The 15,875-nt window shown below is 32.0% G+C and carries 19 protein-coding genes; 16 read left to right on the top strand and 3 right to left on the bottom strand.

Annotated elements, in window-relative coordinates:
* The first annotated feature begins 25 nt into the window (after positions 1-25).
* The 5 genes from trmL to U472_RS16925 all read left to right on the top strand — a co-directional run bounded on the left by trmL (position 26) and on the right by U472_RS16925 (position 2,853).
* Positions 26-490 (top strand): tRNA (uridine(34)/cytosine(34)/5-carboxymethylaminomethyluridine(34)-2'-O)-methyltransferase TrmL, encoded by a 465-nt coding sequence (trmL, locus tag U472_RS14225; RefSeq protein WP_068719408.1) that lies wholly within the window; start codon positions 26-28, stop codon positions 488-490.
* A gap of 43 nt (positions 491-533) precedes the next feature.
* Entirely contained in the window at positions 534-1,391 is an 858-nt protein-coding gene (gene dat, locus U472_RS14220) for a D-amino-acid transaminase (protein WP_068719407.1), read from the top strand.
* A 68-nt stretch (positions 1,392-1,459) separates the two neighbouring features.
* Entirely contained in the window at positions 1,460-1,678 is a 219-nt protein-coding gene (locus U472_RS14215) for a hypothetical protein (protein ID WP_068719406.1), read from the top strand.
* A 934-nt stretch (positions 1,679-2,612) separates the two neighbouring features.
* The gene (locus tag U472_RS17770; protein ID WP_141678014.1) at positions 2,613-2,777 is read left to right on the top strand and encodes an ATP-binding protein; all 165 of its coding nucleotides are present in this window, start codon (positions 2,613-2,615) and stop codon (positions 2,775-2,777) included.
* On the top strand, positions 2,716-2,853 hold the full coding sequence (locus tag U472_RS16925; RefSeq protein WP_176714186.1) for a hypothetical protein: 138 nt from the start codon (positions 2,716-2,718) through the stop codon (positions 2,851-2,853). Before U472_RS17770 ends, U472_RS16925 begins: the two co-directional genes overlap by 62 nt.
* Positions 2,854-2,969: 116 nt before the next feature.
* On the opposite strand, the gene U472_RS14210 is transcribed toward U472_RS16925, so the two are convergent.
* Both U472_RS14210 and U472_RS14205 read right to left on the bottom strand, forming a co-directional pair.
* Complete coding sequence (locus U472_RS14210) at positions 2,970-3,191, bottom strand: NifU family protein (protein ID WP_068719405.1); 222 nt, start codon at positions 3,189-3,191, stop codon at positions 2,970-2,972.
* A gap of 99 nt (positions 3,192-3,290) precedes the next feature.
* Entirely contained in the window at positions 3,291-4,256 is a 966-nt protein-coding gene (locus tag U472_RS14205) for an L-lactate dehydrogenase (protein ID WP_068719404.1), read from the bottom strand.
* A gap of 208 nt (positions 4,257-4,464) precedes the next feature.
* Between U472_RS14205 and U472_RS14200 the strand changes: the two genes are divergently transcribed.
* From U472_RS14200 to U472_RS14170, 7 genes are all read left to right on the top strand, one after another.
* Positions 4,465-4,854 carry a Fur family transcriptional regulator gene (locus U472_RS14200; RefSeq protein WP_068719403.1) on the top strand — a complete coding sequence of 130 codons (390 nt, stop codon included), beginning with the start codon at positions 4,465-4,467 and terminating at the stop codon, positions 4,852-4,854.
* Between the two features lie 68 nt (positions 4,855-4,922).
* Positions 4,923-5,852, top strand: coding sequence for a UV DNA damage repair endonuclease UvsE (gene uvsE / locus U472_RS14195; RefSeq protein ID WP_083189932.1), 930 nt, complete (start codon positions 4,923-4,925; stop codon positions 5,850-5,852).
* Between the two features lie 354 nt (positions 5,853-6,206).
* Positions 6,207-6,995, top strand: coding sequence for a basic amino acid ABC transporter substrate-binding protein (locus tag U472_RS14190; protein WP_068719402.1), 789 nt, complete (start codon positions 6,207-6,209; stop codon positions 6,993-6,995).
* Between the two features lie 193 nt (positions 6,996-7,188).
* Positions 7,189-7,947 carry a basic amino acid ABC transporter substrate-binding protein gene (locus U472_RS14185; protein WP_068719807.1) on the top strand — a complete coding sequence of 253 codons (759 nt, stop codon included), beginning with the start codon at positions 7,189-7,191 and terminating at the stop codon, positions 7,945-7,947.
* Between the two features lie 34 nt (positions 7,948-7,981).
* On the top strand, positions 7,982-8,641 hold the full coding sequence (gene ehuC, locus U472_RS14180; protein ID WP_083189930.1) for an ectoine/hydroxyectoine ABC transporter permease subunit EhuC: 660 nt from the start codon (positions 7,982-7,984) through the stop codon (positions 8,639-8,641).
* On the top strand, positions 8,634-9,356 hold the full coding sequence (locus tag U472_RS14175) for an amino acid ABC transporter ATP-binding protein (RefSeq protein ID WP_068719401.1): 723 nt from the start codon (positions 8,634-8,636) through the stop codon (positions 9,354-9,356). Before ehuC ends, U472_RS14175 begins: the two co-directional genes overlap by 8 nt.
* Before the next feature lie 198 nt (positions 9,357-9,554).
* Positions 9,555-9,758: a cold-shock protein gene (locus U472_RS14170; protein WP_068719400.1), complete on the top strand. Its 204-nt coding sequence runs from the start codon at positions 9,555-9,557 to the stop codon at positions 9,756-9,758.
* 73 nt (positions 9,759-9,831) lie between these two features.
* On the opposite strand, the gene U472_RS14165 is transcribed toward U472_RS14170, so the two are convergent.
* Positions 9,832-10,554 (bottom strand): endonuclease/exonuclease/phosphatase family protein, encoded by a 723-nt coding sequence (locus U472_RS14165; RefSeq protein ID WP_068719399.1) that lies wholly within the window; start codon positions 10,552-10,554, stop codon positions 9,832-9,834.
* Positions 10,555-10,951: 397 nt separating this feature from the next.
* On the opposite strand from U472_RS14165, the gene hpf reads away from it, so the two are divergent.
* From hpf to U472_RS16595, 4 genes are all read left to right on the top strand, one after another.
* A complete protein-coding gene (hpf, locus tag U472_RS14160; RefSeq protein WP_068719398.1) occupies positions 10,952-11,491 on the top strand; it encodes a ribosome hibernation-promoting factor, HPF/YfiA family in 540 nt (179 codons plus the stop codon).
* Positions 11,492-11,722: 231 nt separating this feature from the next.
* Positions 11,723-14,281: a preprotein translocase subunit SecA gene (secA, locus tag U472_RS14155; RefSeq protein ID WP_068719397.1), complete on the top strand. Its 2,559-nt coding sequence runs from the start codon at positions 11,723-11,725 to the stop codon at positions 14,279-14,281.
* Positions 14,282-14,352: 71 nt separating this feature from the next.
* A protein-coding gene (prfB, locus tag U472_RS14150) for a peptide chain release factor 2 (protein WP_245684822.1) occupies positions 14,353-15,448 on the top strand; the annotation gives its coding sequence in 2 pieces (ribosomal slippage) (positions 14,353-14,424 and positions 14,426-15,448; 1,095 coding nt in all).
* A 142-nt stretch (positions 15,449-15,590) separates the two neighbouring features.
* Positions 15,591-15,749 (top strand): Spo0E family sporulation regulatory protein-aspartic acid phosphatase, encoded by a 159-nt coding sequence (locus tag U472_RS16595; RefSeq protein ID WP_141677999.1) that lies wholly within the window; start codon positions 15,591-15,593, stop codon positions 15,747-15,749.
* The last annotated feature ends 126 nt before the right edge of the window (positions 15,750-15,875 follow it).

Below are 15,875 nucleotides of genomic sequence, written 5' to 3'. Positions count from 1 at the left end.
TTGAAATAATTTTAGATTAAGGAGGATGACCGTGAATATAGTTTTATATCAACCACAAATCCCACCAAATACTGGGAATATCGCCCGTACGTGTGCCTGTACTGGATCAAGCTTACATCTAATTAGACCTTTAGGTTTTTCAACTGATGAGAAGACAGTCAAACGAGCAGGGTTAGACTATTGGGACAAATTAGATATTCATTATTATGATAGTTTAGAAGAGCTATTTGAGAAGTATCGCAATAGTAATTTTTATTTTTCTACCAAATATGCTAAGAATCATTATACAGATATAGAATATGGAGCTGATGACTTTTTAGTATTTGGTAGAGAGACTACAGGTTTACCTGATAATATTATAGAGGATTATCCTAATAATTGTATTAGGATTCCAATGAAAGCAGAGACTAGATCGCTCAATTTAGCTAATTCAGTATGTATAGTCTTATATGAAGCATTAAGACAGACTGGTTTTTCGGAGTTATTATAATAACTATTATTTTCATAGTATTGTTTTCTTAAGGAGGGGAATAATGAATAATGTAGCTTACATAAGTGGACAATTTGTAGAACAATCTAATGCTAAGGTCTCCATTGAAGATAGAGGATTTCAATTCGGTGATGGGATTTATGAAGTTATTAAATTATATAATGGAAAGTTATTTAAAGCAGATGAACATTTTAAGAGGTTATTAAGTAGTGCAGACTTAATTAGACTTAAGGTTAAACATACTTTAGAGGAGTTAAAGGAGATAGCCTTAGAGGTTATAGATAAGAATACCGATAATCAATCTGGAAGTCTCTATATACAGGTAACTCGTGGGGTCTCGCCTAGAAATCATAGCTTTAATCTTGACCTTGACCCTACGATTATTATGTACCTCTTACCTCCACAGCCTTTCCCAGAAGAATTATGGCAAAGTGGTGTCAATGCAGTAACTCTTCTAGATACTAGATGGAGTTATTGTAATATAAAGACCACTAATTTACTTCCTAATATCTTGGCCAATCAAGAGGCCAAAGATCAAGGAGCATTTGAAGGATTTTTTGTTTCACCTGATAATGTTGTAATTGAAGGAACTAGTAGTAATGTATTTATAATTAAAGATGGAGTAGTTATGACTCATCCAATTACTAATAAGCTATTAAGTGGTATTACTAGAGAGGTAGTTTTAGAATTGGCTAAAGAGGATTTTGAGGCTAAAGAGATAACCTTTACAGTAGAAGAGCTTTATGATGCTGATGAAGTTTTTCTTACCAGTACTACTAAGGAAGTTCTAGGTGTTATAGAGGTTGATGGCAGAAAAATTCATGATGGAAAGATTGGTCCAATAACAAGAAAATTGCATAGTAGCTATAGAAATTATATAGAGGATATTAATAACTTTTAATTCTTTAAATCAGATTAATTTTAGTTAAATATTATCATAAATTAAGATAGTAAGGAGAGATATTTAACATGAAAAAAGGACCAGAATTAGAGTTACATGTTTGGCAAGAGGTGATAAGTCTATTAAAGTATGATTATGAACACACTGATAATTATCAAGGTAAAGAAGAGTTGACCCATAAGATTATGGAGGCTAGTGAAAAGATTAGTTTATTAAAGACTCAAATAAGAGAAGAGAAGGAAAAGCAATCAGCTAACTTAGAAGGTTATCAAGAGAGAGTTTCATAGAGTTATTAATTTGATAATTTATAAGTTATTAGGTGATTCAATATATCAAATTTTTCTAATGTGTTTGAGGAATAATCTTAATCAAATCTTCTAAATTTAATAATTGACTAATATTTAATGAAAAACGGCTTTCCACTGTTTGTTTAGAGAAAATAAGGAGTGATAGGCATAATAGAATATGCTAAAAATAAAGAATGATAATTTTGATGGAATGGTAAATTATTGTAAGAATTTACTCTTACTCTTTATTTTATAAAACTGTGGTTATTACCAGATTGCTAAGAAGAATCTAAATCTAGTCATAAATTCATTTCCCGAAATTTTAGTTTATGAATGTTCTATTCTAAGTTCTCAAATTAGAGAAGGAGATTATATAATGATGATTTTGGAATAAGACAGTAATGATGTATAATGCTATCAGATGAAGTTCTTTCTTAATATAAAAAAGACTAGGGTATTTTTTAAATACCTTAGTCTTTTTTATATTATTAATTAACTTTTAATAATGATATGGAGATGTGCAAAAAACAAAAAACTTGGTTAATAACCAAGTGTAGAATAAANNNTTAGAAAAAAATTAATTCTTATACACAGATAATTAAACAGAATAGCTATAGATTATTGAAATTAGTCAATGGCTTGGTTGATTTAATTAAGATGGATTCTAATTCATATAAAATCAAACTAGAGTCTTTAACTTTAGTAGGAAAGTAGACTATAAGTTGATTGCTTGCGACCCTTTTAGTATCGAAACAATTATCCTAAATTTGCTTTCTAATGCTATTAAATTTACTAATAAGGATGATGAAATATCTATAAATATCGCGACTATAAAGATAGTGAGCTTATAATTTCTGTTAAAGATACTGGTATTGGTATGATAGATACTGAGCAGAGGAAGATATTTAATCGCTTTGAACAGGTAGAGTAAGGTATATTATCTGGAAGAAATAGCTTAGGTCATGGAGTTGGATTATCCCTTGTAAAATTCCTTGTTAATTTACATCAAGGAAGGGTTGAAGTAAAGAGTGCGTATGGTGAAGAGAGTGAATTCATTATATATATATATTCTAGATGTAACAATTATCGGAGAGAATAATTCATATACTAATTATGATAATATAGGAATTGTTGAAAAATTAAAGGTTGAATTTGCAGATATACATTATCAGTAAGGTTGGATTTATATAGCTATTTAAAGATTAATATAATTGCAGAGTTTAATTCTGATATAAATATATTAAAAAGGATAAGACCTCGGTTAGTAAACCGAGGTTTTTAACTTATTATACTATACTGATTGTACTTCTTTTACTTCAGGAATAAACTTCTTAAGGTTCTTTTCAATTCCCATTTTTAAAGTCATTTGAGACATTGGGCATCCAGCACAAGCTCCTTGAAGTTCAAGTTTTACAACTCCGTCTTCTGTAACCTCTACTAATTTAACATCTCCACCATCTGCTTGTAGAGATGGTCTGATTTGGTCTAAAACTTCTTTTACTTTCTCTTTCACAATTTCTCACCTCCTAAAATAAGCTTAAGTATAGATTAGTTCATCTTGCCAAATGAAACTTATCTAGATATATTTCTAGATTGAATATTGAAATTCCTCTTATAAATCCAAACTTTTAGCAGTTTCTTTTAAAGTAACTGCTGAATTTACAAATTTCTCTTTCTCTTCATTATTCAATGGTAAGTCTAATACCTTGCCAATTCCTGAGTTATTGACTATAGTAGGAAGGCTTAAACATATATCATCGATACCGTATTGTCCTTTCATTAAACTAGAGACTGTTAAAATAGCATTTTCATCTCTAATTATAGCTCTTACAATTCTAGCAACAGCTAAAGCAACAGCATAAAAGGTAGATCCTTTTCTTTTAATTATTTCATAGGCTGCATCTTTAACCTTATGAGCAATTTCATCACGATTATTAGTAGGACAATCAGTATCACAGATTGGACAATATTCATCTATTTTGGTTCCAGCAATATTGGTTAAGCTCCATACTGGCACTTCACTATCACCATGTTCTCCAATAATATAACCATGAACATTACTAGCTGCAATACCACAATTTCTACTGATTAACGATCTAAAACGGGAACTATCTAATACAGTACCAGAACCAATAACCCTCTCTTTAGGAAAACCAGATAATTTAAGGGTTACATAAGTTAAGATATCTACTGGATTAGTAACTACTAATAGAATAGCATCTTGATTATACTTAGTTATCTCTGGTATAATCTTTTTGAAGATTTCAGTATTTTTTTTAACTAAATCTAAGCGTGTCTCATCAGGTTGTTGATTGGCACCAGCTGTAATAATGATAATATTAGCTTCTGCACAGTCAGAATAATCACCAGCATAGACTTCAACTGGCTTAACAAAGGAAGCACCATGATTTAAGTCCATTGCTTCTCCTTCGGCTCTCTCTTTATTGATATCAATTAAGGTAATTTCAGAAGCAATACCTTCAATCATCAGTGCATAAGCTGTAGTTGCTCCAACACCACCTGCACCGATAATAGCAATTTTATTGGGGTCGTTCTTGGAATGGCATTTAATGTTCATTTTTATCCTCTCCTTTATATTATAAGAATATTATGTACAAAATAATTATCTTATAATAATAATTATTGATAATAATTATTATTCCTTTTTCTGCAATGAATTTTTTAAGTAAAATTAACAATAGTTATTATTACTAATTAGCATTGACACTTTATTTTATAATTGCTATAATTTAATTAAATAATATTTAATAGAAGGGTGAGTACTTATGAAAAGTCCCCAGAGGCGTATGACTAAGCAGAGAAAGAAGATATTAGAAGTTTTAAAATCTACTAGATCTCATCCTACTGCTGACTGGATTTATGATAAAGTAAAGCAAGAGATTCCTAATATTAGTTTAGGGACTATCTATCGTAACTTAAATGTCCTAAGAGAGATGGGAGAGATCATTGAATTAAATTACGGGAGTAGTTATAGTCGTTATGATGCTAATTCAGATGACCATTATCACTTTACTTGCTTAGATTGTGGTCAAGTGATGGATGTTGATTTAGATATGGACAAAAAGTTGGAGGAAGAAGTAGCAAATTGTGTTGGTGGGGAAGTTTCTTATCGTCGGACAGAGTTTTTTGGTTATTGCGCAGAATGTAGTAAATAATAATTATAAAGGATAAGCCTCCTATAAGAATGGGAGGTTTTTATTATTTAAAGAGGGGATTGATTAAGATGGAATTAGGTTATGCCTGTATTAATCTTAATTTAAAAGATTGCACACCTAATCGTAGAACAACTGTAGGTCATTTAAAGAAATTATCTCTTGAAGGTCAAGAGATTAAGCTTAACACACTATTAAAGGAGAATCTAGAGAATACCTTACGGATATTGAAGTTTAATAAAGCTCATAATATAAAGTTTTATCGTTTCTCTTCTAATGTTGTTCCTTTAGCTACTCATGAAGTTAGCAATGGCTGGGATTATCTTGATAAATTTAAAGAAAAGTTTTTAGAGATTGGTAATTATGCCAAGGAGAATGATATTAGAGTCAGTATGCATGCCAGTCAATATACTATCTTAAATAGTAATCGAAAGGATGTTGTTAAGAGATCTATTGAAGAGTTAGAATATCACTCTAATTTCTTATTAGCAATGGGGTTGGATACAACTACTAAAGTAGTCTTACACATTGGTGGTGTTTATGGTAATAAAGAGAAGGCGATTAGTCGATTTAAGAAGAATTTTAAAGCTCTACCTGAAGATATGAAGAGCAGGCTAATTATAGAGAATGATGATAAATCTTATACTGCTACTGAAGTATTGGAGATAGCAGAAGATTTGGGTATACCTATTGTTTTCGATATTCACCATTTTAATTGTAATCATACAGAGGATGAAAAGTTAGAGGAGCTATTACCAAGGGTATTTGCTACTTGGGAAGGTCATGGCAAGCCAAAGTTCCACTTCTCTACACCTAGGAGTGAAGATGATTATGCTAGCCATGCTGATAATATCGATCCCAAGGATTTTAAAGATTTTATCGATATACTTAAAAGTACAAGTAATACAGATTTTGATATAATGTTAGAGTGTAAGAATAAGGATAAAGCATTGCTGAAATTAAGAGAAGACTTTGAAAGTATTTATAATTTAAAGATTTAATTGCATACACACTTTATAGAAATCTTGTATTGAATTTAAACTCAATACAAGATTCTTTATTTATTATCTATAACTTAGTTTTAAATCTTCATAATACTAATATTAATTAGAATATATTAAATTTAACCAAAATAAGATATTAAGATAAATAAATTTTCTATCCCTCTTGCATATTTATTAATTATCTTGTATAATTATTAAAAAGATGGTTGGAAAAGAGTTATTGCTATGAATTGGCTTACATGTAAAGTAGATGTGAGGTTTGTGTTGATTTTTTAAATAATCTTGACTGGATCTAACAAAAAGGTTATAATTAACAAAAACATAACATAAAACAACATAGGAGGAGATTTGATGTTAAGAAAAAAAGGGTATTTATTAATTTTAGCTCTGATATTTGTTTTTTCTATATCAACTATAGCAGGAGCATGGTGGATTTTTGGTGGTAATGAACAAGCTACATGGGATAAGATTGAAGAAGAAGGGAAAATAGTAGTTGGTATGGATGCGGCTTATAAGCCTTTTGAGTTCCAAGATGAAAATGGAGAGATTGTTGGATTTGATGTAGATGTATTGAAGGCTATTGCTGATAAATTAGGTATAGATTTGGATTTACAAAATACATCTTTTGATGGTATCATTCCAGGGTTACAAGCTAACAAATATGACTTAATAATGTCAGCTATGACAATTACAGAAGATAGAAAGAAGGCGGTTAACTTTTCTGATCCATATTTTGATGCAAGTCAGGTAATCGCGGTTATGGAAGATAGTAATGATATTAAAAGTGTTGATGATTTACAAGGTAAGGTAATTGCTGTACAACTAGGTACAACTGGTGATTTAGAGGTTAGTGAGATGGAGGGCATTAAAGAAATTAAAAGATTTGATACAATTCCAGAGGCTTTCATTGCTTTACAAAATGGTCAAGTAGCTGCAGTTGTTAATGACTTACCAGTAACTAAAGCTTATATCAAAGAGCATCCAGAAGTTAAGATAGTAGGAGAAGCTCTTACTGTTGAACAATATGGTATTGCTTTTAGAAAAGCAGATACAGAATTAATGGAGAAAGTTAATGAAGCTTTAGCTAAGTTAAAGCAAGAAGGTACTTATGATAAAATTTATGCTAAATGGTTTGAATAATAATAAGCAGCAGGATATCCTGCTGCTTATTTTAGTTTGAGATTGAATTTAAAATTAAATGAAGAAATATTTTAATCTTGACTTTAATTTCAAACTTGATAATAATTTTAATAAAGCATTGCATAAATAAACTGAGTGATGTATAATTATAACGAAAATAACAAGGAGGAACAAACAAGTGAAAAGAGTAAATATGCTATTATTACTAACTTTATTAAGTATGTCTTTAGTCTTAGGAATAGTTGGATGTGGGAACAATAAGAAGAGTAATACTTTTGATCAGATGAAAGAGAGGGGTAAATTAGTAATAGGAACAGAAGCTTCTTATAGACCTTTTGAATATCATGATGAGAACGATGAGATAATAGGATTTGATATTGATATAGCTAAAGCAATTGCTGAAGAGTTAAATTTAGAGTTAGAGATTAAAGATATTGATTTCGATGGCTTAATCCCTAGCTTAAAGACAGGTAAATTTGATATGGTAATTGCTGCAATGACAATTACTGAAGCGAGAAAGAAAGCAGTCTCTTTTTCCTCACCATACTTTGATGCAAGCCAAGTTATTGCTGTAGTATCATCTAATAATGAAATTAAAGGTGTAGCAGACTTAAAAGGGAAGAAGGTTGGAGTACAATTAGGTACAACTGGAGACTTAGAGGTTAGTGAAATGTCAGGGATAGAGGTTACTAGATATGAGAAGATTCCACAGGCATTTATTGATTTAAAAAATGGTAGAATCGATGCAGTTGTTAATGATATGCCTGTAACAGCTACCTATGTAAGAGAAAGAGAAGGAGTTAAGATTATTGGGGAATCCTTTACAGAAGAGTATTATGGTATTGCCTTTAGAAAGAATGATAATAAATTAGAAGAAGAGATTAATAATGCTTTAAAAAATATCAAAGACAAAGGTATTTATGATGAGATTTATGCTAAATGGTTTAACTAATGAGCGAAAATAAGAGAGAAAGGATGTGTAAGGATTGCTAGCTGATAAGATAGAGATTTTAAAAGAGTCATTGCCTTTTTTGCTTAAAGGGGCTTTTATGACTATAGAGTTAACTACATTTGCTGTGGTAATCGGTATTATTTTAGGTACATTACTGGGACTAGCAAGGGTTTCTCATAATAAATTACTTAATGGTATTGCTAAGGCTTATATTGAGTTCTTCAGAGGGACTCCCTTATTGGTTCAATTATTCTTATTATACTTTGGATTACCAAACTTAGGAATAGATATTAGTGCTTATTTGGCTGCTATTTTAGGATTAGGATTAAATAGTGGTGCTTATGTAGGGGAGGTAGTGCGTTCTGGGATCAACTCTATTGACAAAGGGCAGATGGAAGCAGCCCGTTCAGTAGGAATGAGTTATCCTCAGGCTATGCAATATGTAATCTTACCACAGGCTATTAAGAGAGTTATTCCACCTTTAGGTAATGAATTTATTGCTTTGTTAAAGGATTCCTCTCTAGTATCAGTAATTGCTGTTAAGGATTTAACTAGACAAGGGCGACTAATTATTAGTAGAACCTATGAGTCCTTTTTAATCTTTGCAGCAGTAGCGGTGCTATACTTTGTAATGACCTTTATTATGACAAGGGTAGTTAATTATGCTGAAAGGAGGTTAAGTGTCAGTGATTAAGATAGAAGATTTGCACAAGAGCTTTGGAAAACTAGAGGTTCTAAAAGGTATCAATGAAGAAGTAAAGCAAGGGGAAGTTGTTGTTGTTATCGGACCTAGTGGCTCTGGAAAGAGTACTTTCTTAAGATGCTTAAACCTTTTAGAGGATATTACAGCAGGGAAGGTCTATATTGAAGGTCAACAGATCAATTCACCCAAAGCAGATATAGATTTAATTCGTCAAGAGACAGGAATGGTATTTCAGCATTTTAATCTCTTTCCTCATAAGACAGTCTTGGATAACATAACCTTAGCTCCTATTAAGGTTAAAGGGGTTAGTAAAAAAGAGGCAGAAAAGATAGCTTATGAGTTATTAGAGAAGGTTGGTCTAAAGGATAAAGCTGATGCTTATCCAAGCCAATTATCTGGTGGACAGAAGCAGAGAATTGCTATTGCTAGGGCTTTAGCAATGCAACCAAAGGTAATGTTATTTGACGAGCCTACTTCTGCTTTGGACCCAGAGATGGTAGGAGAGGTATTAGGAGTTATGAAGGATTTGGCCAATGAAGGTATGACTATGGTGGTTGTAACCCATGAGATGGGATTTGCCCGTGAGGTAGGAGATAGAGTGTTGTTTATGGATCAGGGTATAGTAGTTGAAGAAGGAAAGCCAGACCAGATATTTACTAATCCTCAGGAAGAGAGAACTAAAGAGTTTTTGGCTAAGGTATTATAATGAATATAGTATAACTTTAAGCTTGAACTCAAAATGCCTAGAAGATAAATATAGTCTAATAGCCTAGGCTTAAACTCAATCTAAACCTAAATCTTTGCCCAATATTGTTGACAATTTTTGTGTATTATGTTATAGTTTTAGCTGGAAAGTGATAAAATCACTAGAATTTTTCAAGCAATTTTTAGGAGGAATGCAAGAATGAGATTAGAAGGAACTGTAAAATGGTTTGACAATGAAAAAGGTTACGGATTTATTGAAAGAGAAGGTGGAGATGACGTATTTGTACACTTCTCTGCAATCCAAGCAGAAGGATTCAAAAGCTTAGAAGAAGGTCAAGTTGTTGAATTTGAAATTGTTGAGGGAGAAAGAGGACCTCAAGCTGATAATGTAGTTAAGCTTTAATTCTATACATAGGTAATTAGAGCATTATGGTAACCCCAGATTAATCTGGGGTTCTTAGTATTTTTTGAACTATCTAATTATCCTTTAAAATTAATATATCAGCAAAAACAGGATAATGGTCTGAAGCATCTGAAGGGAGGATACCTAAATTTTTAATAGGCATCTTTGTCAATAAGTATATATTATCAATTTTAAGATTTTCATTGATTAGGGTCTCTCCAATATTTTTGTTTGCTAATTCTTCAACTTCAAAGAAGATTTGCTTTATAGCTTTCAATTCAGTAGAATCTTTATTGACATTGAAATCACCCATTAAAAGACTTAGATTATCCTTTTCTTTTATATTTATATAACCTAAGATATCCTTTATTTGAGATTGGCGATCTTCAGTTGATAAGCCTAAATGGGTATTATAAATGTTAAGAGTTATATCATTAATTTCAATATCTACAGCTAATAGAATTCTCTGTTCTAAATTACCTGATAGATATTTAACTTCTATATTAGTTATAGGGAATCTACTTAAAACTCCTAGTCCATACCCACCAATTCCCTTAGCTAAAGCTGGAGCAAAAGTCGAATACATATTGAGTTCCTTAGCTAATATATCTAATTGTTCATCATAATTGCTTCTAATCCCCCACTTCTGATCAACTTCTTGTAATGTTATGATATCTGCATTTAAGTTTTTAAGTGTAGCTGCTATCGCTTGTAGATTATATTTATCATCTTGATTAACGCCATGATGGATATTATAGGTTGCCACTCTGATTTTAGCTATTGAATCCTTCTTCATCTGACACCCTCCCATAATTATAATTTCCATAAAGATTATAAGAAGTACTATGAATATAATTTTCCAATCTCTCAATTTTTCTACTCCTTGTTTAAGTTTATTGAGACTTCTTGTTCTTAATGCTCAAATTCTTGATTAGGATAGTTAAAACCTCTTGGTAAATTTATTAAAGGAAAATTATATTAAGTAATAAAGGTGATTTATCTAAAATAAGACTTATAATATAGTTATTTAATTTTAAATTAGAGTTTATATAGTAATAAATTGGAGGTAATGAGTAAAATTTTTTGTTGGAAATTAAAAATAAATAGAATAAAAAGAAGGAATATCTCAATTAAAGATAGAATTAATATAATATAAGATTATCCAGATTATCTTGGAAGGAGTTGGTCTAGTAATGAAATTTATTGTTAGAGGTAAAAACATAGAAATAACAGATTCTCTGAGAGACTATGCTGAAGATAAGATTGGTAAGGTTAGAAAGTATTTTGAATATGAAGATGTTATAGAAGCTCAAGTTTCTTTAGAAGTTGAAAGAGGGCGACATATTGTAGAGGTAACTCTTTTTGTAGACGGTCTTATTTTACGAGCTGAAGAGAAGAGTGATGATATGTATGCTTCTATAGATGGAGTAGTTTCAAAATTAGAAGGTCAAATCCGTAAATATAAAACAAAGATCAACCGTAAGATAAAAGGAATTAATAAAGAAGATATCTTAAATATAGAAGAAGATAATACCGATGAGGAAGAACATGAAGTAAAGGTTGTTAAGACTAAGAAGTTTGCTATCAAACCTATGTATGTAGAAGAGGCAGTTATGCAGATGGATTTATTACACCATGACTTTTTTGTATTCTCTAATGCTAAGACAGAAGAGGTTAATGTAGTTTATAAAAGAAATGATGGGAATTATGGTTTAATTGAACCAACGTTCTAAAGTATATAAGTATATAATTAAGAAGGCTAGCTATTAATAGCTAGCCTTTTTTCTTATTTTCTTCAATAGCGACTATGAAATAGAGAGAGGTTTTAGTTGGTTGACAGTATATGGTTAATGGTGTATAGTTAAATTGAGATTTAAATTTAATAATTATAAATAATATAAATGTTGCTTATAATAAAATTTTCAGATTTGTGTAAATTATTTTAGAGAGGTGAATACGTATATATGTTTAAACTTTTAAAGAAGCTATTTACTGACCCAAATGAGAAGGAGCTAAGAAAGCTAGAGCCGATAGTAGAAGAGATTAATAATTTAGAAAGAAAGATTGGCTCTTTAACAGATGTGGAATTAAAGAAAAAGACTGACGAATTTAAAGATAGATTAGCACAAGGGGAGACTTTAGATCAGATTCTACCTGAGGCATTTGCTGTAGTAAGAGAAGCATCCAAGAGAACTACTGGTATGTGCCATTATGATGTACAGTTGATTGGGGGTATAGTTTTACACCAAGGAAAGATTGCTGAGATGAAGACTGGGGAAGGTAAGACTTTGGTAGCTACATTACCAGTTTATCTTAATGCATTAACAGGAAAAGGTGTTCATGTTATTACTGTAAATGATTATTTGGCAGAGCGTGATAGTGAGTGGATGGGACAGATTTATGAATTTTTAGGTTTAGAAGTTGGACTAGTATTAGAGGATATGGATTATGATGAACGGAAGAAGGCATATCAGGCTGATATTACCTATGGAACAAATAATCAATTTGGTTTTGATTACTTGAGAGATAATATGGCTGTTGATGATGAACATTTAGTTCAAAGAGAGTTACATTATTGTATTGTGGATGAGGTAGATAGTATCTTAATTGATGAGGCTCGCACCCCATTGATTATTTCTGGACCTACACAACAATCTCCATCCTTATATTATAAATTTGCTGAAATAGCAAAAAAGTTAAATAGCGAGGAGCATTATACTGTAGATGAAAAGGCCAGCTCTATTACTTTAACTGATGAGGGAAATGATAAGGTGGAGAGTGTACTGGGGATTGATAACTTATATGACAATCAGTATATGGATTATTTACACCATATCAATCAAGCCTTAAGAGCAAAAGAATTGATGAAGAGGGATAAAGATTATATCGTTAAAGATGGAGAGGTTCATATTGTTGATGAATTTACTGGTCGCTTAATGTCTGGACGCCGTTATAGTGAAGGTCTTCATCAAGCAATTGAAGCCAAAGAGGGAGTACAGATTCAAAAAGAGAGTCAGACCCTTGCTAGTATTACCTTCCAGAATTATTTTAGAATGTATGATAAATTAGCTGGTATGACAGGTACTGCTGCTACTGAAGAAACTGAGTTTGAAGAGATTTATAATTTAAAAGTAGTTGTTATTCCAACAAATGAACCAGTAGCCCGTGAAGATTTACCTGATGTAATCTATAAGACTGAAGATGCCAAGTTTAATGCTGTAGTAGCAGATATTAAAGAGAGGTATAAGAAGGGGCAACCGGTATTGGTTGGAACTGTCTCTATTGAGAAGTCCGAAGAACTAAGTAGGAGGTTAAAGCAAGCTCATGTACCCCATGAAGTATTGAATGCCAAATACCATGAGCGAGAGGCTGAGATTGTTAAAAGAGCTGGTCAACGGGGAGCAATTACTATTGCTACTAATATGGCTGGTCGTGGTACCGATATAGTTTTAGGTGATGGTGTCGATAAATTAGGAGGTCTCCATGTGGTTGGTACAGAACGCCATGAGAGTAGACGGATTGATAATCAGTTAAGAGGGCGTTCTGGAAGACAGGGAGACCCAGGTTCTTCCCGTTTTTATGTATCATTAGAAGATGATTTGATGAGATTATTCGGTTCTGATAGAATTGCAGGGGTGATGAATACTTTAGGGTTAGAAGATGATCAACCTATTGAGCATAATTTAATTACCAAATCTATCGCTAATGCTCAAAATAGAGTAGAATCCCGTAACTTTGAAATTAGAAAGAGTATCTTAGAGTATGATGATGTACTAAATAAACAGAGACAGGTTATCTATAATCAACGGCGAAAGGTTTTAGAAGGAGAAGACTTAGAAGAGATAATCTTTGGGATGGCAGAGCAATGGTTAGATGAAAGCTTAGATATTTATATAAATGATAAAGTACATCCTGATGAATGGGACTTAGAAGGTTTGGTCAATTATTTAGCTAATCAGTTAAAAGGTTTAGACTTATCTAAAGAGGAATTAGAAAGATTGAGTAGAGAAGAGATTAAAGATGAGTTATTCAATAAATTCACCACTGCTTATCAAGCAAGAAGAGCAGAGCTAGGTAATGATGGGATGGAAGAGTTAGAGAAGGTAGTTATGCTTAAGATTATTGACCAAAAATGGATGGATCATCTTCATGCAATAGATGACTTACGCCAAGGGATTGGTCTAAGAGCCTATGGACAGAGAGATCCTTTAATTGAATATAAATTTGAAAGTTTTGAGATGTTTAAGCAGATGAGTTCTTGGATTAGAGAGGATATTATTAAGTATTTATTTGCTATTGAAGTGGTAAGAAATGATAGTATAGAGGATAATAGAAGCTTTAATTATGGCCATGGACCCTTAACAACGGCTTATGATACTGTGCGCCCACCTGTTCAAGGTCAAGGTCAACAAGAAGGAGAGGTTAAGTTAAAGCCGATTGTTAAAGGTGAAGAACCAGGTAGAAATGATCCTTGTCTTTGTGGAAGTGGGAAGAAGTATAAGAAATGTTGTATAAATAAGTAAAAAGTAACGAATAAATTCTTTATTTTTTAGGTTTTTCATACTTGTACTATATAAGAAAAGGAAGTGGTTTGATGTTGGAAAATGAATTAAACTCTAGATTAGAAGTCATTACAGAAAAAATAGCAGATTTGAGGGAGTCTCTTTGACTATGATGCTTTAGTTGCTAAGAAAGGTGAGCTAGAAGGTGAGATGGCTAACCCTAACTTTTGGAATGATAGTGACAATGCCCAGAAGGTAGCTCAGAGATTAAGTGGTATTAAAGGGAAAATAGGTGAATTTGATCAACTCAATAATGAGAGTGAAGAGCTAATCCTATTATTAGAGTTAGCTGTAGAAGAGGATGATAAAGGTGTAATTAAAGAGGTTCAAAAGAGGGTTGAAAGGTTGGAGAAGGATTGGGAACAATTAGAACTAAAGACCCTATTATCTGGTGAATATGATGAGAACAATGCCTTATTATCTATCAATCCAGGAGCTGGAGGAACTGAGTCTCAAGATTGGGCTGAGATGTTACTAAGGATGTATACTCGTTGGGCAGAACAGCATGGATACAAGGTACAGACTTTGGAATTTATGGCTGGTGATGAAGCTGGAATTAAGAGTGTAACTTTACAGATAACAGGTCCTTATGCTTATGGATATCTAAAGGCTGAAAAAGGGGTTCATCGTCTAGTAAGAATATCTCCTTTTGATGCTTCAGGAAGGCGGCATACTTCCTTTGCTTCTGTGGATATTATGCCTGAGATTGATGATGAGATTGAGATTGAAATTGACCCTAGTGATTTGAAGATAGATACATATCGAGCTAGTGGTGCAGGGGGGCAGCATGTTAATACTACTGATTCTGCTGTAAGAATTACCCATATTCCTACAGGGATTGTAGCTCAATGTCAAAATGAACGTTCTCAGCACAAAAATAAAGAGAGTGCTATGAAGATTCTCAAATCTAAGTTATTTGAGTATATGCAGGAGAAGGAAGCTGAAAAGCTAGATGAGATTCGTGGCGAGTATAAAGAGATTGCTTGGGGGAGTCAGATTCGTTCTTATGTTTTCCATCCTTATCAGATGGTTAAAGATCACCGAACTAATGTAGAAACAGGTAGGATCAATGATGTGATGGATGGAGATTTAGATAAATTTATTGAAGGTTATTTAAAGCAGATATAATATTTTAAGCGGAGAGTTTTCTCTGCTTTTTACTTTTTCTTAAATAGGTATCTTTCTGGAAAAACACCTATTTGATTACATAAATTTGAATGAGAATTCTATCTATGTTATTGTTGGTAATAAATACTATTGTCTTTGAAGGGTGGTATCTGTAAATGATAATGGTATAAAGAAAGTAGATAGATTGAGAAGAGAGCTGATTAAGAAAGTGGAGGATAAGTCAAATAACCTGCTTGATGAAGATGTTCTAAGTCGTAGTCAGAAGATATATAAAGAGATTTTAAAATTTATGTTAAAATAAAAGAGAAAAAAGCAGTCTATATATAGGCTGCTTTTTATTGATTTTTTGTATACATTTATTGAATTTATTGACAATTTAATAAGAGATCGTTATTATTAATAATTAATACTACCTATTAATATAGGG

Source organism: Orenia metallireducens (assembly GCF_001693735.1).
In the GTDB taxonomy this organism is placed as follows: Bacteria; Bacillota; Halanaerobiia; order Halobacteroidales; family Halobacteroidaceae; genus Orenia; species Orenia metallireducens.
The sequence above is the reverse complement of the archived record's forward strand: the minus strand, read 5'-3'. Positions and strand labels throughout refer to the sequence as shown.

Excerpts from the sequence above, each read along its gene's own strand:
- trmL (WP_068719408.1), top strand. The coding sequence starts at position 26 with ATGACCGTGAATATAGTTTTATATCAACCACAAATCCCACCAAATACT.
- dat (WP_068719407.1), top strand. The coding sequence starts at position 534 with ATGAATAATGTAGCTTACATAAGTGGACAATTTGTAGAACAATCTAAT.
- U472_RS14215 (WP_068719406.1), top strand. The coding sequence starts at position 1,460 with ATGAAAAAAGGACCAGAATTAGAGTTACATGTTTGGCAAGAGGTGATA.
- U472_RS14205 (WP_068719404.1), bottom strand. The coding sequence starts at position 4,256 with ATGAACATTAAATGCCATTCCAAGAACGACCCCAATAAAATTGCTATT.
- U472_RS14200 (WP_068719403.1), top strand. The coding sequence starts at position 4,465 with ATGAAAAGTCCCCAGAGGCGTATGACTAAGCAGAGAAAGAAGATATTA.
- uvsE (WP_083189932.1), top strand. The coding sequence starts at position 4,923 with ATGGAATTAGGTTATGCCTGTATTAATCTTAATTTAAAAGATTGCACA.
- U472_RS14190 (WP_068719402.1), top strand. The coding sequence starts at position 6,207 with ATGTTAAGAAAAAAAGGGTATTTATTAATTTTAGCTCTGATATTTGTT.
- U472_RS14185 (WP_068719807.1), top strand. The coding sequence starts at position 7,189 with ATGCTATTATTACTAACTTTATTAAGTATGTCTTTAGTCTTAGGAATA.
- U472_RS14170 (WP_068719400.1), top strand. The coding sequence starts at position 9,555 with ATGAGATTAGAAGGAACTGTAAAATGGTTTGACAATGAAAAAGGTTAC.
- U472_RS14165 (WP_068719399.1), bottom strand. The coding sequence starts at position 10,554 with ATGAAGAAGGATTCAATAGCTAAAATCAGAGTGGCAACCTATAATATC.
- hpf (WP_068719398.1), top strand. The coding sequence starts at position 10,952 with ATGAAATTTATTGTTAGAGGTAAAAACATAGAAATAACAGATTCTCTG.
- secA (WP_068719397.1), top strand. The coding sequence starts at position 11,723 with ATGTTTAAACTTTTAAAGAAGCTATTTACTGACCCAAATGAGAAGGAG.